The sequence below is a fragment of the Pedobacter sp. PLR genome (genome assembly GCF_026239675.1).
Classification (GTDB): Bacteria; Bacteroidota; Bacteroidia; order Sphingobacteriales; family Sphingobacteriaceae; genus Pedobacter.
In genome coordinates this window covers 163,864-185,565 of sequence record NZ_JAPIVQ010000009.1, presented here as the reverse complement: position 1 = coordinate 185,565, position 21,702 = coordinate 163,864, and the positions used below count along the sequence as shown (strand labels likewise).

Sequence of the window (21,702 nt, the reverse complement as noted above, 5' to 3'; positions counted from 1 at the left end):
CCTCAGCTTCTGCTTGATAATCTACTGTTTTAGATTTTTTTTTGTGAGTAAGGATGTTTATTGGAAAAACATTAGTATATATGTATATACAAACTATGAGAGATCCTTCTTTCATGAATAATACATACTAACCAAATATATTATGATGGAATTTTTTCAGGCAATTTATGATTGGATTATCGGGTTCTTCGGTATCGGTAATTTCATAAAAATCGTCAACTCCGGTGATTACAGCACCTTCTTAACTTATAAAGGTTTTACTTCTATCATTGGTCCGCTGTTCCCGATCGTCCTGGTGATTGAGATATTAACGGCTTTGGTGTTGAGGAAGTTTAACGCTATCGATTATAAGGTTTCCTTCTTTTCTTATGTGCTGAACTCTTTTGTCGGACGATTTATCTCCATAGCAGCAATTGTATTTTGTATCGGACTTTTTGAGCCATACGCGATCTTTAAAACTACTTTCACCTGGTATTGGTTTATCTACGGGTATATCGTCTGGGAATTTGCGCACTTTATCTATCATTATCTGGGGCATAAAGTTCGTTTATTCTGGTGCCTGCATTCTACCCACCATGCACCGCAGGCCATGAATCTTTCGGTATCCTATGCCCACTTTTTTCTGGAGGGACCCTATGCTGACGTAATCAGAACTACAGTTTGTATCTTATTGGGTGTTAACCCACCAATGCTGTTTGTGATCATGTTTATTGATGGCTTTTATGGCGGTTTTATTCACATCGGAGAGCACCTGATGAAGGATGGAAAGTTTGGCTTTCTGTATAAATATATCCTGACACCTTCACACCACAGGGTACATCATGCGAAAAATCCAATGTATATGGATACCAACTTCTGTAACCTGCTGAATATCTGGGATCGTGTTTTTGGTACCTATCAGCCTGAAGTAGGGAATCTTCCAATTGAATATGGCATTACCAGAGAAATGAAACCCAATAGCTTTTTGGATAGCTACTTTGGAGAGTTTGCCTGTCTGCTAAAGGACGTTTACAGCGCACCAGGTCTTAAAAACAAATTCCTGTATATTTTTATGCCACCAGGATGGAGTCATACCGGTGATCATAAGACCGCAAGCATCGCAAGGAATGAGTTTATGGAGAGTCAACGCGAGTTCCAGCAAAAAGAATTTAATACCTTTAAAAAGGAAACCGTTATGTAGTTTTATGGTATTCATGCTTATCCATAATTCACTTAAATGGCGATCTTTTTCTATAGAATTTTGAATTTCAAAACTTGCCTGGTTTTGTTCCTGTTTGGATCTTCTTTTCAAGTGCAAGCGCAAATATTTGTGTTAAAGGGTCGCCTGGTGGCTGATCAGGAACTTATTGGGGGTGCTGCTATTATTCTTAACAGTAAACATGTGAGCAATTCCAATTATCAAGGTGATTTTAAAACGGTAGCAAAGCAGGGAGATACTTTAACCGTTAGAAGTGCATTTTACCTGGATTATACGACTGTCTTAAAAGATACCTTAGCACAGGTTATCAGCTTAACACAAAAAACAAATGAGTTAGCGGAGGTGGAGATTTCCTTTAATAAGCGAGCTGTTATTGATTCTATTTTAACCTTGGCATTTTCAAAACTAAATCAAACCGGAAGTTCAAAACAAGGTTTTCTGAGGCAGTCAGTTACAGAAAATAGTACGACAATCAGGCTGCTAAATGAAGGTGTCATAAATTTTGTAACACCCGCTGTTGTTGAATTAGCTGTTAGCAGGGATAGTTATAAAAAAATAGGCATTAATATTCAATCAGCCTGCAATCTAACCTCGCTTTCCGGGAGAAACTTAATCTTTAATAGTAACCCACAGCTTAAATTAAGAAGGGGACTGGCTCCTGAATATTATTACGGGAAAATGAAAGGAGATATTGTGAAGGAAAGTATAAGCAATGACGGAAAAGTAACGGTAATTATGATTACTTGTCATCAGCCCAAGCTGAAAGCAAAAGCTAATTATACTTATACCATTGATAATGATTCAAATGATTTACTGCAAATTCAGTCTTACGAAGAGGAAGAAGATAATGGGGACTTTTTTTACCTGAGCATTCAATATCAGCATAATGAATTGGTTTCAATTCTTAGTAGTGCAAAGCAAATCCGGTCAAAAAAACACTATTCAACTAATGATGAATTGTTTCTGGTTAAACAACAGATTCATTCTGATTTCCCCATCAATTTTAAGCCTAATAAATGTGGTTTACAGCTTTATAACTTTGATCCGCTTAATTGCGAGGTGATTAGGGAGTATAAAGTAGTAAACCGTATTCCAGCTCAACAGTATTTTTAATCTAACGCTCTGCTTACAAGACTTTTAAAAGTTCTTAAATGATAGTGGATATGCTTCAAGGTTCAATTGTTGAGCCTGTTTAGGATACTTTTCTTTCAGTTCCCCGCTGTGAAATTGTAGACCAGAATTACTATGCTAAATAGCCCATGTTCATTTTTTTTTATGAGTGTTTAAAGTTTTCATTAAGGATTAGTTAAGTTATCTCCCTGTGTCTCCATATTTTGCGTTTTCATCCTTATTCTTTTTGTTCATTTTCCTTGTTTTCATAGTGCTACATGAATATAGTAGTAGTTTTGCTCAAACAAAAGCATAGGATTATAGCTTTTTATTGTGTTTTCAGGATATTAATGAAATATTTTCCGTAAAACGCATAAAATTATTGACATAGAGCTACTTTGAGTAAAATTCAAGGTGTTTTCTCTTCAAAAATCCTGTTTCTACGAACTTGCACTCTTAAAAGTTGTAGAATTGCTCGAAAATTGAATCCACAATCATCCCTCAAAATATGAAAACACCCTTAATTATTGGAATAACTCCGTTTGAAAGGCCCGATGTGAATCTCGCTCTCTCACTCTCAGATGCAAAAGCTTTTCCTGTACTCCATCTCGGTAGAGATAGGGCAAGGGCTGCTGAAGCACTTGAACAATTGACACAAAGATCTTCGAAAGAATTTGGCGTATGCCTGGTTTCTGAAGATCTTAATGACATCATTTTACCTGCACAGGTGACTATGATTATTTTGCCGTATGGCAAGAAATTTACCGCGGATAAGCAGCAGCAGCTGTTTTATCAGGTACATGATATCGATGAAGCCCGGAAAGCGGAGGCTGAAGGAGCTGCGGGTATCATTATTAAAGGCAACGAAGGTGCCGGAAAAGTTGGATATGAATCTTCATATGTTCTTTTTCAGCGCATTGTAAAAGAAATAAAAGGCATAGATATCTATGTTCAGGGCGGTGTAGGCATACACACGGCCGCTGCATTGGTTGCTGCCGGCGCAACAGGGGTAATCCTGGATAGTCAGCTGGCTTTGTTTCCGGAATGTACCGCTCCGAAGGCGATTAAAATGGTGTGTGAAAAATTAAGTGGAAATGAAACCAGATTGATTGGTAATTGTCGGGTATTGGTACGCCCTAATTCTCCGGTATTGGAGGATCAGGTCAGCGAAAAAGACCTTGAAAAGTATTTTAATGACTTCGATCTGGCGCAGAGTTTTCTTCCCCTCGGACAAGATATCGCGCTTGCGATAGATCTTTCTGAGCGCTATAAAAAGCTGGATAAACTTGTTTTTGGAATGAAGGAGGCAGTTTTTGGTCACCTGAATCAGGCCAAATCGCTGAATGTAATTAGTGTAGACAATCCACTGGCCAAAGACCTGAATATTACTTATCCCATTGCGCAGGGACCGATGACCAGAGTTAGCGATGTAGCTCCTTTTGCAGAGGCCGTTGCTTCAGCAGGGGCACTTCCTTTTATCGCGCTTTCGCTGTTAAAAGGAGAAATTGCTGAAAACCTGATTATAGAGACTAAAAAGCTCGCCGGAACTAAAACCTGGGGAGTAGGCGTACTTGGTTTTGCTCCACAGGAACTGAAGGATGAGCAGATGGCTTACATCAAAACTCACCTTCCTCCGGTAGTTTTAATCGCCGGTGGCAGACCTTCGCAAGCTAAACCACTCGAGAAATTAGGGATTAAAACTTTCTTACACGTGCCCTCAGCATCTTTATTGGATATGTTCCTGAAAGAAGGAGCCAGGAGGTTCGTTTTTGAAGGTAGAGAATGTGGCGGACACGTAGGCCCATTATCGAGCATGGTGCTTTGGGAAAAACAGATCGAACGCCTGCTAAAAGAAGATCATCCTGAGCAAATCAGTGTGTTTTTTGCAGGAGGGATTCATGACGCATTATCTACCGCTTTTATCGCTGTAATGGCTGCTCCTTTAGCGGCTAAAGGTGTGAAAGTAGGGGTGTTAATGGGAACGTCCTATTTATATACTAAAGAAGCAGTAAGTACTGGTGCCATTCAGGATAAATTCCAGGAGCAGGCACGGATATCAAATGATACTGTGTTGCTGGAGACCGCCCCGGGGCATGAAACCAGGTGTTTAAACTCGCCATTTGCAGAGTTCTTCAACACAGAAAAAGAAAAGCTTCGAAAAGAAGGTGTTGATAAAAAAGAAATCTGGGCTAAGCTGGAAACCCTCAATGTAGGACGTTTGCGGATTGCGGCGAAGGGAATTGAGCGTAGAGGTGATCAGCTGGTGACTATTAATGAAAAAGAACAGCTGGACCTTGGTATGTATATGATCGGTCAGATTGCTTCTATGTGCAATGAAATTGTTTCTATCCTCGACCTGCATAAGGAAGTGACGGATGGGAATTACCATTTTGTACAGCAAGCGAAACCTGGAACACCTCCGGAGGCCACAGGAAAATCGCTTAACGTAGCCATTGTCGGTATGGCCTGTATCTTCCCTGGTGCAAAAAACCTGGAAGAATACTGGCGCAATATTGTGCTTGGAAAAGACGCAGTAACAGAAGTTCCTGACGAACGCTGGAACAAAGAATTATATTACGATCCTACCTCTACTGCAGGAGAAATGTCGCACTCTAAATGGGGCGGTTTTATTCCGAAGATCGATTTCGATCCTTTGGAGTACGGAATTCCTCCACAGTCGCTGGCGGCAATAGAGCCTACCCAGTTATTGAGTTTAATGGTGGCCAGACAGGCGATGGAACATGCCGGTTACAAAGAAGGTGGTTTCAATGCTGAAAATGTCTCGGTAATTATCGGTGCAGAAGGCGGAAACGACCTGGCCAATAGCTACAGTTTCAGGTGTTTTTACAAACAGGTATTCGGCGAAATGCCGGAAGAACTGGACGCTGCCTTGCCTAAAATGACCGAAGATTCTTTCCCTGGAATTCTCGCAAATGTGATCTCCGGAAGGATTACGAACCGCTTAAACCTTGGCGGACGGAATTTTACCGTAGACGCCGCATGTGCTTCCTCCCTGGCCGCATTAGATCTGGCTTGTCAGGAATTGTTCCTGGAGAAATCAGATATGGTGCTTGCAGGTGGTTCAGATTTACATAATGGTATCAATGATTACCTGATGTTCTCCAGTACACATGCGCTTTCCCGCAAAGGAAGATGTGCTACTTTTGATGCTGAAGCCGATGGTATCGCTCTTGGCGAAGGGGTGGCCATGCTTGTTTTGAAAAGACAGGAAGACGCCATCAGAGATGGAGATACAATATATGCCGTGATTCAGGGAATTGGTGGATCAAGTGACGGTAAAAGCCTTGGCTTAACTGCGCCACGTAAATCCGGACAGGTGAAAGCCTTAGAACGTGCCTACAACCAGGCGGGAGTTTCGCCATCCGTACTTGGATTGGTAGAAGCCCATGGAACAGGAACCGTTGTTGGCGACAGAACAGAGTTGAGCGCGCTAACAGATATGCTCAATCAATCCGGCGCTATTGCCAGTCAGACGCACCTCGGATCGGTAAAAACACAAATAGGACATACGAAATGTGCCGCTGGTTTAGCAGGTTTAATTAAAGCGACTTTGTCGACTTACTATGGTATTAAACCGCCAACAATTAATCTAAAAACACCTAACAGTTATTATAACGGTAAAACAAGTCCTTTTGCTTTTCATACGGAAGCAGGTCTCTGGATGGAAGAGAAACGCTATGCCGGGGTAAGTGCCTTCGGTTTCGGCGGCACAAATTTCCATGCGGTGATAGAAAGTAGTAATCCGGTTTCCGACCATGCATCTGCATTGAAGTCATGGCCATCCGAGCTTTTCGTTTTCAGAGGTGCTAACTATGAAGAGGCGAAAGCGAGGCTGATCACCGTGAAAACTTTGCTGGACGTTAATGACAGCATCGCTATAAAAGATATCGCCTACAGTCTGGCGGTAGAAAATGAAAAACCTGTACAGTTTAGTATGGTTGCCGACAATCCTGAAGACCTGATCATGAAAATTGACCTGGCCTTATCAGGCGTGGAAAGCATGGATTTGTACATCACCAAAAAGAAAACAGGTAAAGTTGCCTTTATGTTCCCCGGACAGGGAAGTCAGCGCATCAATATGGCCAGAGATCTTTTTGTGCTCTTTCCAGCGATGCGTAAGCTTTTAAAAGGGAAATCAGTATTAGAGCAAGTGCTTTTTCCAAATGCTGTTTTTGATGATGCTTCTTTGAAGGCGCAAAAAGAACGAATCAAAGATACCCGCATGGCACAACCGCTATTGGGTATTGTGGACCTGGCATTGGCTAATTTCCTGAAAGATTTAGGGATTGAACCTGATATGGTTGCCGGACATAGTTATGGCGAATTGCCTGCCTTATGTTTTGCCGGGGCCTTTGAGGAAGACCAGCTGGTTTACCTGAGTGAGCAACGTGCACAAGCAATTCTGGATTCCGTAGAAGGAGAAGATACAGGGGCAATGATTGCCGTTAATGGCAATCAGGAAGTGCTTTTGAAACTAATTGAGGGACTCGAAGATGTCTGGGCGGTTAATTTTAACTCACCAACTCAACTGGTAATCGCAGGAACAACTCCGGCAATTAAGCAACTTTCAGAAATCTTAAAAGCCGAAAAAATCTCTTTCAGACCATTAGAAGTGGCCTGTGCTTTTCATAGTCCGATGGTTGCTAAATCTAAAGGGATTTACAAGGAAGTACTGGATGAGGTTGATTTTAAGGATCTGAATCTACCGGTATGGTCTAACACCACTGCCGAAGTTTATCCTAAAACTGCAATCGCAGTAAAGGAAAGGCTCACAGATCACCTGGTGAAACCAGTGCGGTTTGTAGAGCAGGTACAACAAATGTATGCTGATGGTGCCCGTATTTTTATTGAAGTAGGCCCTGGAAAGGTGCTGAGTTCATTAGTGAAGGCCTGTATTGCTAAAGATGAGCTACTACTTTATGCAGAGGACAACGGACACAACAAGATCACCCATTTGCTCTGCACCATTGCTGCTTATGTAGCTACCGGTCGCGATGTTAAAATGGAGAAGCTTTTTGAAGGTCGCGAAGCGAAATTGCTGAATCTTGATGAGGTGCTGAAATACAAAAAAAGCCCCACCGTTTGGTCTGTGAATGGACAACATGCTGTGCCAACCGTCGGAAAGCTGCCAGCTTATGGCGCATTACCAATTATAGAACCACTGAAATTGAAAAATAAAGAACAATTAACTGCAAACTATAACGCTCCTGCAAATGCAGCGGAACAAATGATGCAGGAATACCTGAATAGCATGAAAATGATGATTCAGGCACAACGTGATGTCATGTTGACCTTTTTGGGACAAAATCCTGTGAATTATCATCAATCTGGCCGCCCGGAACCAATGGTTCAGCAGGTGTTTCAAAATCCTGCCGTACAATCCTTTTCTGCTTCGGCACAGGGGATTGCTGCTCCGGCTCAAATGCTTGCTGCTTCGGTACAAGGGCAGGGACCTGGTCAGTTTCCAGGTATCCTGAATGCTCCGGTAGCCAAAGCCATTCCTATCCAGATTGATGTGAAAATGGTGTTGATGCAGATTGTGAGCGATAAAACCGGATATCCGCAGGAAATGCTGGGCATGGAAATGGATCTGGAAGCTGATTTGAGTATCGACTCTATCAAGCGCATGGAGATTATCGGTGCATTACGTACAGAATTAGGTGGTTTCAGTGGTGGTGATAAAAACGAAGATACTTTTATGGAGGAGCTGGCAGGAATTAAAACCCTGAACGGCCTGGTGAACTGGATCAAGGAAAACAACCCGACTACTAGTATGGAAGAGGCTGTAGCTACAGGCTCGCAAAATGGTCTGGCACAAAATGCAGTATCTAAATTAACTCCTGCCTTAATCAAATCAGCGATTTTACAAGTTGTGAGCGAAAAAACCGGTTATCCGGAAGACATGCTTGGAATGGACCTGGATCTGGAAGCAGATTTAAGCATCGATTCTATTAAAAGAATGGAGATCATTGCTGAGCTAAAGACGAAAATTGGGTTTAGCCAGAGCGAGGATGTTGCGGATGACCTGATGGAAAAACTGGCGGCTATGAAAACATTGAACGGTTTACTGAACTGGATTGCAGAGATTGAATCTGAAAGTTTCGAACCGGTTTTAGAAGCAAAAAAGATCATTAAAGAAAGCGCAATCAGCTCAAAAACTAACGAAACCTTGTCCAGACTTCGCTTTGAACTGGCGTCATCTGAATTGTCGAACACCTCAAATGTAGTGCTTAAAGGAATGCGTTTCGCGGTTACCGATGATCAGGGACCACAGGCCGCTGCCATCAAAGCGGCATTTGAAAAACAAGGCGCAATAGTGGAGGTCGTTGCTGAAACTGATTCCCTGAAAGGGTACCAGGGGCTGTTGATGCTTAACATGTTTAGTTCCCCGAATCAGACGGATATTTTGGATTCCATTGGGCAAATCAAACAGCTGGATATGGAAGAAATGAAATGGGTTTATGTAATCTCGGATACGAAAGGTTATATGAAAGATGCAGCTGATGCTACTCAGTTAAGACGTTTTCAAGGCTACTCAGGATTATTTAAAAGTCTGGATAAAGAGTACGAATACACTAAGTTCAGGGTGTTGAGCTTAACTAATAAGTTAACTGCTGAGCAGATCGCAGACCTTACTTTAAATGAAGTATTGAACCCTGATTTACCTTCGGAAGTGATCTATAATGAAAATGGCCGGCAAACCATGGAGTTGATTCCGGAACAATTGGTTATCGGAACTGCTGACGCACAAATTCAGCTGGATAAAGAAGCAGTGGTATTGGTTCTTGGCGGTGCACAAGGGATTACGGCAGAGCTGACGATGCGTTTTGCCAAAGATTACCCTTGCAGGTATATTCTGGTAGGCCGCTCTCCGGATCCACGTTCAAATGGATTAGAGCAATTCTCCTTCATGAAAACAAAAGAAGAAATCAGGGCTTACCTGATCAAACTTGGCGAGTTTAAAAAACCGGCAGAGATAGAACAGGAAACTTCAAGGATTTATAAAAACAACCAGGCGCTACAGACCATCACGGCTTTAGAAATGAGCGGTTCTATAGTTACCTATTATGCATTGGACCTGCGCGACGAAGATAAACTGAGTCAGCTGATCAGCACTGTGTATGAAGAATTTGGCCGTATTGACGGGGTAGTACATGGTGCCGGTTTACTGGAAGATAAGCTGTTCCATGATAAGAGTGTGGAATCTTTTAAGAGAGTATTTGAGACGAAAGTAACCCCATTAAGGGTGCTTGCTGAACAATTGAAAGCTGAGACACAGTTTGTAATCTTTTTCTCCAGCATCGCTTCTGTATACGGAAACCGTGGGCAAACGGATTATGCTGCTGCCAACAGTGTGATGGACAGATACGCCTGGGCTTTAAAAGAAAAGATCAAAGGAAAAGTGACAGCTATCAATTGGGGCCCATGGAAAGGTGCCGGCATGGTATCCGCTTCCTTAGAAAAAGAATACGAACGCAGAGGGATTTCTATGATTCCATTGCAGGAAGGAATGGAATCATTCCTGAATGAACTGAAGTACGGAAATGAGTCTCAGGTACTCATCATGGCAGGAAATAACTGGTAACCATGAAGAAAACTGAGGTAGCCATTGTAGGCATGTCCTGCATCTTTCCGGGTGCGGTGGATATAGAGGCGTTCTGGCACAACATAATTAACAAGGTAGATGCGACGCAGGAAGTTCCTGCGGATCGCATTGATCCGATACATTTTGATACCGGAACTTCCGGTGTAGACCGCTTTTACTGTAACCGTGGCGGTTTTATTCCTGATTTCGAGTTTAACCCCTCGGATTTTGGAATTCTCCCGCTTGCGGTAGAAGGTACCGAGCCTGATCACTTATTAACCCTTAGCCTGGTGCATAAAGCACTGGCAGATGCAGGTGTTTTTGAGCAGAACTACTCCCTGGAAAAAACGGGAATCATCATCGGTAAAGGGAACTATGCAGGTCCGGGGGCCACCCGTGCTATAGAAATCGTAAGAACAGGGGAGCAAATAGTGAGCCTGTTGAAAGACCTGATGCCTCATTTACCGGAGGCGGAAATCGATCAGGTGAAGAAAGAATATCAGCTGCGTAAAGGTCGTTTTGGACCTGATACAGCGATGGGACTGATTCCAAATCTGGTCGCTTCTTTAGTGGCGAACCGGCTGAATTTAGGTGGTATTGCCTATACTTTAGATGCCGCCTGTGCCAGCTCATTGATTGCGGTAGATCATGCGATACAGGAACTGAACAGCGGTCGCTGTGATATGGTGATTGCAGGTGGTGTTCACGTCGGACAAAATGCCGCTTTCTGGAGTATTTTTAGTCAGCTGGGTGCCTTATCAAAAAAGGGACAGATTAGCCCTTTTGATGCAGAGGCAGACGGATTGATTATCGGAGAAGGTTGCGGGTTTGTGGTGCTAAAGCGCCTTGAAGATGCGGTCAGAGATCAGAATAAGATCTATTCGGTATTAAAAGGGGTAGGTGTAAGCAGTGATGGAAGTGGCACAAGTGTGATGAGCCCTTCCGTAAAAGGACAGCTGAAAGCCATTAAACAAGCCTGGGGGAATTCAGGTCTGGAACCTAATAACATCGGATATATTGAAGCCCATGGAACAGGGACAGTTTTAGGAGATAAAACAGAAATAGAAACCCTGACACAGTTTTTTGGAAATGATACGACCTTGCTTAAAGCAGGAATCGGAACAGTGAAATCGAACATCGGTCATGCGATGCCGGCAGCAGGAATTGCAGGCTTGATCAAAGCCTCACTGGCTTTGTATCACGGGATTATCCCACCTACACTTCATTGCAATCAGCCTTTGGCGCAATTGAAGGATAGTCGTTTTTCAGCAGTTCAGGAAGCTCGGAACTGGGGAGATTCGGGTTTACCGAAGATCGCCGGCGTAAATGCTTTTGGTTTTGGCGGAATCAATGCACATGCAGTACTGGAAGCATATGATGTGCCGCAGAGTACCGGGGAATTTTCCCGTTTAAACCTGGTAGCTGATCCAATTGTATCAGATGAGGTGTTATTACTTGCGCGGAACAGTCATGAGGAATTACTCCTTGCTTTAGAAAACGAGGACCGTTTGCCTGGAGATGGGCCATTCCGTATTGCTGTATTTAACCCTACACCGGAAAGGTTAAAAAAGGCTTTGAAGATTGCCGGTAAAAATATGCCATGGCGTAATAAACAGGATATTTGGTATAGCAATGCGCCTTTATTAAGCAATGGCGGAAAGATCGCTTTTGTGTTTCCGGGATTAGACGGGCTCGCTGGTGGCGAAGTAAACACGGTTGCGGAGTACTTTAACCTCCCTCAGGATCACAATACTAAAGCAGAAGGCCTGTTAAATGAGGCCCTGAAAATATTAAATAAAAGTAGTGTCCTGGATACGGCCCTAAAGCAATTGGGAATTTTACCGGAGATGAATGCCGGGCATAGCCTGGGCGAGTGGCTGGCCGCAAGGTCTTCGGAACTCGCCGCGGAATCTTCGGTATTACATCTGCTTAATTTCTTGAACCCGGAGACCTTTGAACTTAAAGATTCGAGGTTTATCGCGGTTGGTTGCGGAATTGAACAGCTTCAGCCGATCATTGCAGACATTGAAAACCTGTACCTTTCTAATGATAATTGTCCACAGCAGGTAATTCTGTGTGGCAGCAATCCGGCACTGGATATTCTGGTGCCCATTTTAAAGGCTAAACAGATTTTCCATCAGGTACTACCTTTCCAGTCTGGTTTTCACTCGCCATTTGTGGCAGATAAACTTGATATCATGCTGGAAGGAATGAGCCAGATGGAGTTCCGTAAAACGAAATTCCCATTGTGGTCTGCTACAACCTTAGCGTTATATCCGGAGGGTTTCGAAGCCATCAGGGAACTGAGTGTAGAACACCTGATTAAACCGGTTCGCTTTCGTGAATTGACCGAACGCTTATATGAAGAGGGGGCCAGAATGTTTATTCAGGTAGGTTCCGGAGGACTAATCGGTTTTATTGATGATACTTTGAAAGGTAAAGGATGCAGCACGATTTCTGCAAATGTGCCTTTGAGATCTGGAATTGCGCAATTACAGCGGGTACTGGCCGCTTTATTCGTGGAAGGTAAGGAAGCAGGAATGACCTTTATGGGCTATGGGAAAGCCGAAATCCTTGTCAGAAAAGGAATTAAGTTGCAATTGGGCTTGCCACTGATTTCTGGATTGGAAGGCTTGAAAAACCTGGCCATTACGCCAAAAAACAGTTTACCTAAAGTTGATGTATTGGAAGATCAGGCGCATCCACTGATGAGAGCTTTTCAGGAAAACGTAGAAGAAATGATTGGAATCCAGTCAGAAATGCTCCATTTTTTCCAGAACAGAACGCAATCCGGGTTTGTCGCAAGTCCATCTACGACCTTAAGTGCGGACTCTTACCCGGGGATCAAAGAAATTGACCTGGCATCTGCCGGAATCGCAAAGGGAAAACTTCCTTTTTCTAAAACGCTGGATGTTACCCTGGAAAATTGTCCTTACCTGATAGACCACTCTTTATTGAGACAGCCAAAAGGATGGCATTGTGTAGAGGATATGGACCCGGTAATTCCGATGACCATGATTTTTGAAATGTTCGGTGAGATTGCTGCAGCGCAGTTACCGGGGACTTATGTACATCGGTTAATGAACATTAAAGTGTTCCAATGGATGAATGTTTCAAAACCCTTCAGGGAAACGGTAACCGGCGAATGGAAATCAGATCATTTGGTGTACCTCAACTTAGAGCGTTTTGCAAATGCAGAAGTAATGCTCAGTAAGGAGCTGAAAACAGCACTGGAACGGACTTTTGATGTCGGTAAATCTTTAAATACCGACCGTACGGAAACTCAGATTTATGAGGAACATATGTTCCACGGACCAGGGTATCAGGGCATCAGAAAACTGATTAAAGTAGGGGAAAAGGGTATTGTTGGCCTCATCGAAGGCAGTACGGGTAAAGGTTCTTTACTAGATAACGCCGGACAACTTTTTGGCCTTTGGCTACAGCTTTATCTGACCAAGGACAGGATTGCTTTCCCTGTGAAAATACAGGATATAGAGTTTTTCGGGGAGATGAGTGATCAGCAGGGAACTTTTGAATGTACCTGCGTGCTGACTGAACTGACTGATGAATTTGCATCCGCAGATATCGTCATGAAAAGAGACCATAAAATCTGGGCAATCCTAACTGGTTGGCAAAACAGGCGCCTGGAGATCGACGAAGCGCTATGGCGCGTATCGATGTCGCCACTCCACAACCGCTTGTCGGAAGAGGTGGCGCCGGGGATTTTCATGTTCCATAACGCCTATAGCCGTGTCGTTTCCTGGGATTTTATTTTGAAACGTTATTTCAATCAGGACGAAAAGAAACACCACAACTCTTTATTACCGAACAAAAGGAAAGAATGGATGATCAGCCGGGTGGCAGTAAAAGACGCGGTTAGAAACCTGCTAAACCAGACGAAAAACGAGGCTTGCTATCCCATTGCATTTGAGATCAGATCGGACGAAGTCCGCAAACCTTATTTGCATGGCGATATGACGGCCGGAATCCATATTTCCATTGCCCATAAAGGGACGGATGCAGTAGGTGTGGCCCGTTATGATCGCCCTGTAGGCATCGATATTGAGCGTATTGAGGAGCGGACGGAAGGATTCTACAGTATGGTTTTCAGCGATCCGGAAATGCAATTACTAGCAGATAAAGACAAAGCCGAATGGTCGACCCGCTTCTGGGTAGCCAAAGAAGCTTATGGCAAATACCTTGGGAAAGGCCTGCAAGGGAATCCAAAAGCCTATGCGATTGAAGAAATCAACGGCGAAGAATTAAGAATCAATGAAATCATCATAAAAACTATTAAACACAACAACTATATAATCGGATGGACACTATAATCTCAACTACGAAACTAAACAGCAACGAAATCTTTGACCTGATGACACAATTTATCACAGAAGTGATTGGAGAAGAGTTTGTTGAAGAAATGGACATTACCATGGAAAGTTCTTTCACCAAAGACCTGGAAATGGATAGCATAGAAATCGTGTCTTTTTCAGAGAAGATAAAGACACATTTCGGAGAGCAGATTGATTTTACAGGATGGCTTTCGAATATGGATCTTGATCAATTGATCAACCTGAACCTGGGAACAATCGTAAACTATATCGAAGAATGCCAGTAATCACCGTAAAAAAACGGGGAGTACACATTCAGGAATTGAATACAGCAGCAGCGGAAACGCTGGTGCTGGTTCATGGCATGTTTAGCAACCTCTCTGTCTACTATTTTAACATCGCGCCAATCCTGGCGAAGCACTTTCATGTGGTGATGTATGATTTGAAGAGTCATGGTTTAAGTGAAAGAACATCAGGTGGTTATGATTTAGAAAGTATGACGGACGACTTGTCTGATTTGCTGGATCAGTTAAACCTGAAATCAGTTCATCTGGCGGGTTATAGCTTCGGCGGACTGATCGCTTTAAAGATGGCGGCACGTTTCCCTGAAAGGGTGAAAAAGCTGGCTATTATTGAAGCACCGGATCCGGGCGACGACAAAACGAGGGACATCATTGATGACTATAGCAGAGAATTTCTGGAACATTACGTGACCAATTTCACCGATACTACAAAGGTGAAAATGGGTAAACGACAGATGGAACGCAACCACCGCATGTACGAATATCTCTTCCATGAAACCACGATAAAGAGCGACATGATTAAGGAAAGAGACTTCTTTACTGCGGCAGAAATCGCTGCAATTCCACAGGAAGCGTTGCTCTTGTATGGTAAAGAATCTAATTGTCTGAGTGCAGGTAAGTGGTTGAAAAACAGGATTAAAAAAGTTGAGATGTTGGAGGTGGATGGCGACCATAATGTGCCTATCCAGCAACCTGTAAGCATTGGAAACCTAATGGAAACATTTTTTAAGAATTAAAGAAATCGCCCTATGGCAAGATTTGTATTTATAGTTCCACCTTTAACGGGACATATTAACCCGACACTAAGCATTGGCGCTGTTTTGTTGCAACGCGGACATGAGGTGGCCTGGATTAGTTTAGACCGCTCGCTGGAAGCCAGACTTCCAAAAGGGGGGCAGCTGTTGCTCATTGAGTACGCTGAAAATGATGAACAAAAGCAGGAGAGTGAAAAATACCTGGACATCATCACCAAAAAGATCGTTTACGGGATCGATAGCATCAAGTTTCTGTATGAGGAGGTCCTGATTCCATTGAACAGACACAGTTATGAAGGGATTCTGGATTTGCTGGATCAGTTTAAGCCGGATCTCGTGATTACTGACCATCAGATGTTTGCCGGTGCTATTGCAGCCACAAATAAAGGCATTCCGTATACCACTACCGTAACTGCACCTGCGGCCATCAAAGTGATGGATGAACTGCCAAAAATCCATGAATGGGAGGTCAATCAGATCATCGCCCTGCAAAAGGAATTTGGAATCAAAAGAGAAGATTCTATTGCCTGTTCTGAGCTCCTGACTATGGTATTGACCTCCAGATCGTTCTTTGGAGAGATGACCCTGCCGGAACAATATCGGTTTGTAGGACCTGTGATCCATAAAAGAGCAGAAAAGACCTCATTTGATTGGGACAAGCTGGAACAGGGGAATGGAAAGCCAAAGTTATTGGTGAGTATCGGGACTACGTTCGATCATGAGCATAAGAAGAGCTTTTTCACAAAGGTGATCGAAGCCTTTGGAGGAGCAGAAATGACGGTTGTAGTAGTTTCAGACCCTGATTTGTTTGCCGGATGGCCGGAGAACTTCATCGTTCAGCGCAATGTACCACAGTTGGATCTGCTGCCTCATCTGGATGGAGTGGTTTGTCACGGTGGACACAATACCGTCTGCGAAACCTTAACTGCAGGACTGCCGATGGTGGTGGTACCGATCGCCTATGACCAGTCGCACGTGGCCGGTAGAGTAGTGCGTGTTGGGGCTGGATTGCGCTTAAACTTTAACCGTTTTAAAGCAAAACACCTGAAAGAATCAGTAGAAGAAATTTTAAACAATATGAGCTATAAGGAGGCAGCAATGCTGATTGGCGACTCGTTCCGTGAGGCCGGAGGTACAGAAACCGCCGCAGACCTGTTGGAAGAATTGAGTGTGGTATCCATAATTAGTATCAAATAATTAAAGAAGAAATTATGTCAAAGTTTTTATTTGTCGTACCCCCGTTTTTTGGTCATATCAGTCCGACGCTAAGTATTGGCGCCAGCTTAATTGCCAAAGGTCATGAGGTGAAATGGCTGGGCATCACGCCACTTGCCGCTACTCATGTTCCGGAAGGAGGTGAATATATTTACCCTGAAGCAGACCTTGTCGAATATCAGGAAGAGCTGCAAAAGATATTGAAACGTCAGGATGACGGGCCTGCCTGTTCAGGTCCTGAAGTGATGAAACTGGCACTGGAAGAAACCTATGTCCCTATTGCCCGTATCATGATGAAGGGCTTAGGGAATTTTGTAGATACCTGGCAACCAGATGTGATTGTGAACGATTGTATCACTTTTGCAGGTGCTTTATGTGCGCATATTAAGGGGATTCCTTGTGTAACTACCACGCCGGTACCGCCGGATGTAATGGGCGATACCGCCAATTCTGCCCCTAAAATATTCGAATGGCAGGAGAATTTAGTCAAAGGATTACAGCAGGAATTCGGGGTTTATGGAGACGATATTGTGATCCATTCCCGTAAGATGAACCTGGTGTTTACTTCGCTTGAATTTGCTGGTTTACAAGACCCAATGCCACACATGAAATTTGTTGGACCGGTAAAAGGAAGACCAAATAATGTGGCTTTTGATTGGGAGCGACTGGAAAAAGCAACCACACCTAAGGTTTTTGTTTCTCTGGGGACCTTGCTGGTCGACATCAGAGCGGCATTTTTCCAGAAGTTGATTGATGCTTTTGCCGATGCGCCATTAACGATTGTGGCGGCAACTAGCCCTGATATCTTTGAAAAATGGCCGGATAACTTTATTGTGAGTGGTTTTGTGCCTCAGGCGGAGTTGATGCCTAAGATGGATGTGGTGATTTGTCACGGGGGTTTTAATACGGTGAATGATACTTTCATTAACGGCTTGCCGATGTTGATCACACCTATTGCTTACGACCATTTTCATACCGCAAAGCTGATTGAAAACGCCGGTTGTGGTCTTAAAATCCGCTATAAAAGACTAAGAATTGAAGATTTAAAGAAAGCCATATTTGAGCTCCTTGAAAATCCTCAATATAGAAATGCTGCATTAAGGATTAAGGATACTTTTCTTGCTGCCGGAGGAAATGATAAAGCAGTTCAGTTGCTGGAAGAATTTGCCGCTGCTGAACAGGTAATGGCTGTTGTAAACTAAGGAATGGCCATGAAAAGAAAACTTTTATTTGCAGAAAGGATGCTTCACGGAAACGGTGAAGCACCTTTTAATGCCCTGATCCCGGTAAAGATTAAAGGTGTTTTTCCTGAGGAAAGTATACACCATGCCTTGAAAAAACTTCAGGAGAAGCATCCTTTATTAAACGCAGCTGTTGAAGATGATGAACAAGGGATGCCCTGGTTTGTGGTTAAAGAAGGATTGTCTATTCCTGTTCGCATCACAGAACGATTAAGTAATGCGGATTGGAAAACGCAAACTACTCAGGAATGGGCTACGGTTTTTGATACCCGAAAAGGTCCTTTGATGAGGTTGGTATGGATCAAAGGAGCGGAAGCTTCGGAATTGATCCTGGTGATCCACCATTGCCTTTGTGACGGAGGGTCTGCTATGGCAATCCTGTCGGAATTTCTAATGCTACTCGACGATGGATCTGTAGATATCGGAAAGGAAGATCCTATCCTTGACGTCAATGATATTATTCCTGCGGAAGTCCTGAAGGACAGGAAAAAGCGGGTGAAAGCGAAGCTGATTGGCAGTGTGGCCACTTTTGCCCTCTGGCTGATTCCGGTAAAGAAAAAGCTGGTAGAACGCAAAAAGGACTATATGATCCACTGGAAGCTACAAAAAGAATGGAGCGATCAGCTGATGATCAAGTGTAAAGCAGAGCAGGTAACGGTAAACACGGTGCTTTGTGCAGCGGTGTTAGCAGCTTTTAAAGCCGTAAGAAAAGAGAACTTTCACAATAAAATCTCCTGTCCGGTGGATATCCGGAGGTTTGCCCCAAGGATAAAAAGGGACAATATTTTCGCTTTTGGCTTAATGTTCGTTGTTTCGGCAGATCTGGAGCTGGACTTCTTCAGCAATGCAAGGAAGATGCAGGATGATATCAATAAGAAAACGGCAAAGCTGGATGCTTATGAGAACATCATGATGATGGAAGAATCACATGCTTCGATGGATAAGTTCACGAACTTTTTAAAGTATGGAAAGTCCGGCAATGATTGCATGTTCTCCAATCTGGGAAAAGTAAACATCCCACATCAATATCAAAATTTTGAACTGGAAACGATCTTTAGTCCTTCTGTAATTGGCCCTTTAGGCAATACGACCACTCTGGTTACTTCCACTTACCGCGGACAAATGGACTTTACTTTCATCGCGAGCGAAGGCTTCATTCCCTACGAAGAAGGCCTCGCCATTCAATCGAAAATAATGGAAATCATTAGCAAAAAAATTGCCTCATGAGCTTAAAAGAAAAGTTATGAAAAGAAAGCTGATCATAGGGGAAAGAATCATGTATGTAGATGAGTCGACGCCTTTAAACTGTGTTTTTGCAGTGAAAATAAAGGGTGAGTTTTCTTCGGAAAACCTGGCTGTTGCCCTTGGTAAAATCCAGCAAAAACACCCTTTATTACGTAGTAATTTGAAGGAAGATAAGGCCGGTGTGCCTTATTTCGAATTGATTACGGATATGAAAGCAATTCCTGTCAGGGTTTTGGAAAGAAGGGATGATGGACAGTGGATGGAGGAATCGGAAGTTGAATGGCGAAAGCTGTTTGATGAGGTAAACCTGCCCATGGCAAGAGTGGTCTGGTTAAAAGGAGCGGAGGTTTCTGAACTGCTGCTGGTTTGTCCGCATTGTATTTGTGACGGGACTACTTTCGTTGCACTGATGTCGGAGATGCTGATGCTGTTAGACCATCCGGAGAAGTCGCTGGTCCCTTATCTGCCATTTAACTCTATTGAAGAGCTATTGGCGGAAACGTTTTCAAGTACAAGGGCTAAGGTGGTTAAAGCAAAGCTGTTTTCTATTGTTGCAAAGTTGTTTTTTCTGCTCAAATCTACGACTAACAAACATCCGGCAGGATCGGGATATATGCTGCACTGGAAGCTGGAAGCGGAGGAAACTAAAGCTTTGGTTTTAGGGTGTAAGGCTGGTGGCGTTACTTTGCATGCTGCTTTGTGCGTGGCCTTTCTGGAAGCTTTTAAAGCGGTAAGAGGAACTAAAGCGCATGGGAAGGTTATTTGTCCGGTTGACGTGAGAAAGTTCGTGACAGAGATCAGGGAAGATACCATGTTTGCCTTTGCCCCAATTGCGGAATTGTCACTCTCAAAAGAGCAAGGTTTCCAGGTTAAAGCGAAAACCCTAAAGGAAGAATTGACTACTAAGATCGGGGCCATGAAGGTTCATGAGCTGTTGGTGATGAGCGAATATTTTCATGGCTCAGTGCAGAAGATGGTTAAATACCTGCGCAGTACCGATGGTGCACATGACCTGACGCTTTCTAATATGGGTCGTCTGGGAATTGCCGAAAACTACAATTCTTTTGAAGTAGAGACACTTTACAGTCCTACAGTAGGCTTTCCATGGCGCAATGCGAACACTTTAGTGGTCAGTACTTTTAAGGGGAGGATGGATTTCAGCTTTTTCTCCAATGATGCTTTTTTGAGTAAAAAAGAAGCGGAAGAGATTAGAGATCATGCGTTAGAATTGTTGTTGACTGAAGTGATGGTAGCTTATGCTTAAGGTTAAAAAATCGGACAATATCGTATTCAGGAAGTTTATTCAAAAGAGACTCCTGTATTATATCCTCCCTAATATATTTTTCAATACCCTGATTCCTTACCTTACTTTGAGAGATTTAGGTCCGGTGTTTTTATTTCAGGGCGAGTATTGTGTGGCGCGATTCTTATTGCCCATGGCACTGTTTCTGCCTTTTATCATCACCTATGATATTTTAAAAAAGACAATTGTTTTGTCTGAGGAAGGGAAAGCAGGTTTTTTGTTGCCTGGGGATTTAGCAAAAAACAAGTTTATGTTCAGGATGGCTGGCATTAATGGGGCGCTTTCTTTCTCTGTAAATGTATTGGTGATGGTATTGATACACCTGAATGTACCAAAAGGCTATGGGTTCAATGGTACTTTAATCTCACTGGCGATCGGTTTGGTTGCAGCGGCTTTGACTGTTTTATCAACGCTATGGCCCATTAAAAGGGTAAAAGCACTGATTGTTGAATGAGATCCGGCTCTTTTATCATCATCTTCCTTTTTTAACTTTGGAAAAGCAATTAAATTGTCTTTGTTTTGCCCGGATAAGAATTCCTTTTCTTTATGAAGATTTCAGTAGCACAAACAAGAGCGGTTAAAGGTGATATTTCTGCAAATATTGCCGGACATAAAAAGTGGATTGAGCTTGCTGTTTCACACCAGACGAAGGCCATATTTTTCCCTGTACTGTCGCTCACTGGTTATGAACCTGAGCTCGCCCATGTGCTGGCAACTCACCCGGAGGACAAACAATTGGATGACTTCCAGAAACTTGCTGACCACAATCATATCACTATCGGATTAGGTATGCCGACAAAAGCAAAAGCAACCAAAGGCATACATATCAGTATGGTGATTTTTCAGCCCAACAGCCCCCGACAGATCTATTCAAAGCAACAGCTACACCCTGATGAATTTCCATACTTTGTAAATGGGGAGCAACAACTCATTTTAAGGATTAACAACCAGAAAATTGCACCGGCAATCTGTTATGAAAGCTTAGTTCCTGAACATTCAGTTCATGCTCATCGACTTGGCGCTGAAATTTATGTAGCGAGTGTCGCCAAATCGCAAAATGGAATTGACAAAGCAATGCTGCATTATCCTGCAATTGCAAAGCAGTTTTCGATGCCAGTATTAATGTCTAACTGTGTTGGTCATTGCGACAATTTTCAAAGCGCTGGACGAAGCGCGGTCTGGACAAAGGAGGGACGTTTAGCAGGACAACTTGACGATCAGAAGGAAGGAATCTTAATTTTTGATACGGAAACGGAAGAGGTCAGTAAAGCGGAGTTTTAGAAATAAGTGATTCAGTTTATTGAATAATCGCATGATCTCTGCGCTGATATTCTATTTTGTTCTGAGCATATTCCATCGAATATATCTTGCCAGCTGTACTTAGATTAGATAGTCT

12 protein-coding genes are annotated in these 21,702 nt (G+C 43.2%); all 12 read left to right on the top strand.

The genetic code is table 11. The annotated features are described in order from the left end of the window. The first annotated feature begins 142 nt into the window (after positions 1-142). The gene (locus tag OQX61_RS21185; protein ID WP_265843814.1) at positions 143-1,180 is read left to right on the top strand and encodes a sterol desaturase family protein; all 1,038 of its coding nucleotides are present in this window, start codon (positions 143-145) and stop codon (positions 1,178-1,180) included. Between the two features lie 360 nt (positions 1,181-1,540). Beyond that, a complete protein-coding gene (locus tag OQX61_RS21180) occupies positions 1,541-2,311 on the top strand; it encodes a hypothetical protein (protein ID WP_265843813.1) in 771 nt (256 codons plus the stop codon). Between the two features lie 505 nt (positions 2,312-2,816). Next, the gene (locus OQX61_RS21175) at positions 2,817-9,914 is read left to right on the top strand and encodes a type I polyketide synthase (protein WP_265843812.1); all 7,098 of its coding nucleotides are present in this window, start codon (positions 2,817-2,819) and stop codon (positions 9,912-9,914) included. 2 nt (positions 9,915-9,916) lie between these two features. Further along, positions 9,917-14,245, top strand: a complete 4,329-nt coding sequence (locus OQX61_RS21170) for a beta-ketoacyl synthase N-terminal-like domain-containing protein (RefSeq protein ID WP_265843811.1) — start codon at positions 9,917-9,919, stop codon at positions 14,243-14,245. Then, positions 14,233-14,532 (top strand): acyl carrier protein, encoded by a 300-nt coding sequence (locus OQX61_RS21165; protein ID WP_265843810.1) that lies wholly within the window; start codon positions 14,233-14,235, stop codon positions 14,530-14,532. Before OQX61_RS21170 ends, OQX61_RS21165 begins: the two co-directional genes overlap by 13 nt. Further along, positions 14,523-15,284 (top strand): alpha/beta hydrolase, encoded by a 762-nt coding sequence (locus tag OQX61_RS21160; RefSeq protein WP_265843809.1) that lies wholly within the window; start codon positions 14,523-14,525, stop codon positions 15,282-15,284. The genes OQX61_RS21165 and OQX61_RS21160 overlap by 10 nt, the downstream gene beginning before the upstream one ends. A 12-nt stretch (positions 15,285-15,296) precedes the next feature. Further along, complete coding sequence (locus OQX61_RS21155) at positions 15,297-16,499, top strand: nucleotide disphospho-sugar-binding domain-containing protein (protein ID WP_265843808.1); 1,203 nt, start codon at positions 15,297-15,299, stop codon at positions 16,497-16,499. A 14-nt stretch (positions 16,500-16,513) separates the two neighbouring features. Further along, a complete protein-coding gene (locus OQX61_RS21150) occupies positions 16,514-17,719 on the top strand; it encodes a nucleotide disphospho-sugar-binding domain-containing protein (protein WP_265843807.1) in 1,206 nt (401 codons plus the stop codon). A 9-nt stretch (positions 17,720-17,728) separates the two neighbouring features. Beyond that, entirely contained in the window at positions 17,729-18,985 is a 1,257-nt protein-coding gene (locus tag OQX61_RS21145; protein ID WP_265843806.1) for a condensation domain-containing protein, read from the top strand. Positions 18,986-19,001: 16 nt separating this feature from the next. Further along, positions 19,002-20,267: a hypothetical protein gene (locus OQX61_RS21140; RefSeq protein WP_265843805.1), complete on the top strand. Its 1,266-nt coding sequence runs from the start codon at positions 19,002-19,004 to the stop codon at positions 20,265-20,267. Further along, on the top strand, positions 20,260-20,760 hold the full coding sequence (locus OQX61_RS21135) for a hypothetical protein (RefSeq protein WP_265843804.1): 501 nt from the start codon (positions 20,260-20,262) through the stop codon (positions 20,758-20,760). Before OQX61_RS21140 ends, OQX61_RS21135 begins: the two co-directional genes overlap by 8 nt. Before the next feature lie 92 nt (positions 20,761-20,852). Further along, complete coding sequence (locus OQX61_RS21130; RefSeq protein WP_265843803.1) at positions 20,853-21,587, top strand: carbon-nitrogen hydrolase family protein; 735 nt, start codon at positions 20,853-20,855, stop codon at positions 21,585-21,587. Positions 21,588-21,702: the final 115 nt, after the last annotated feature.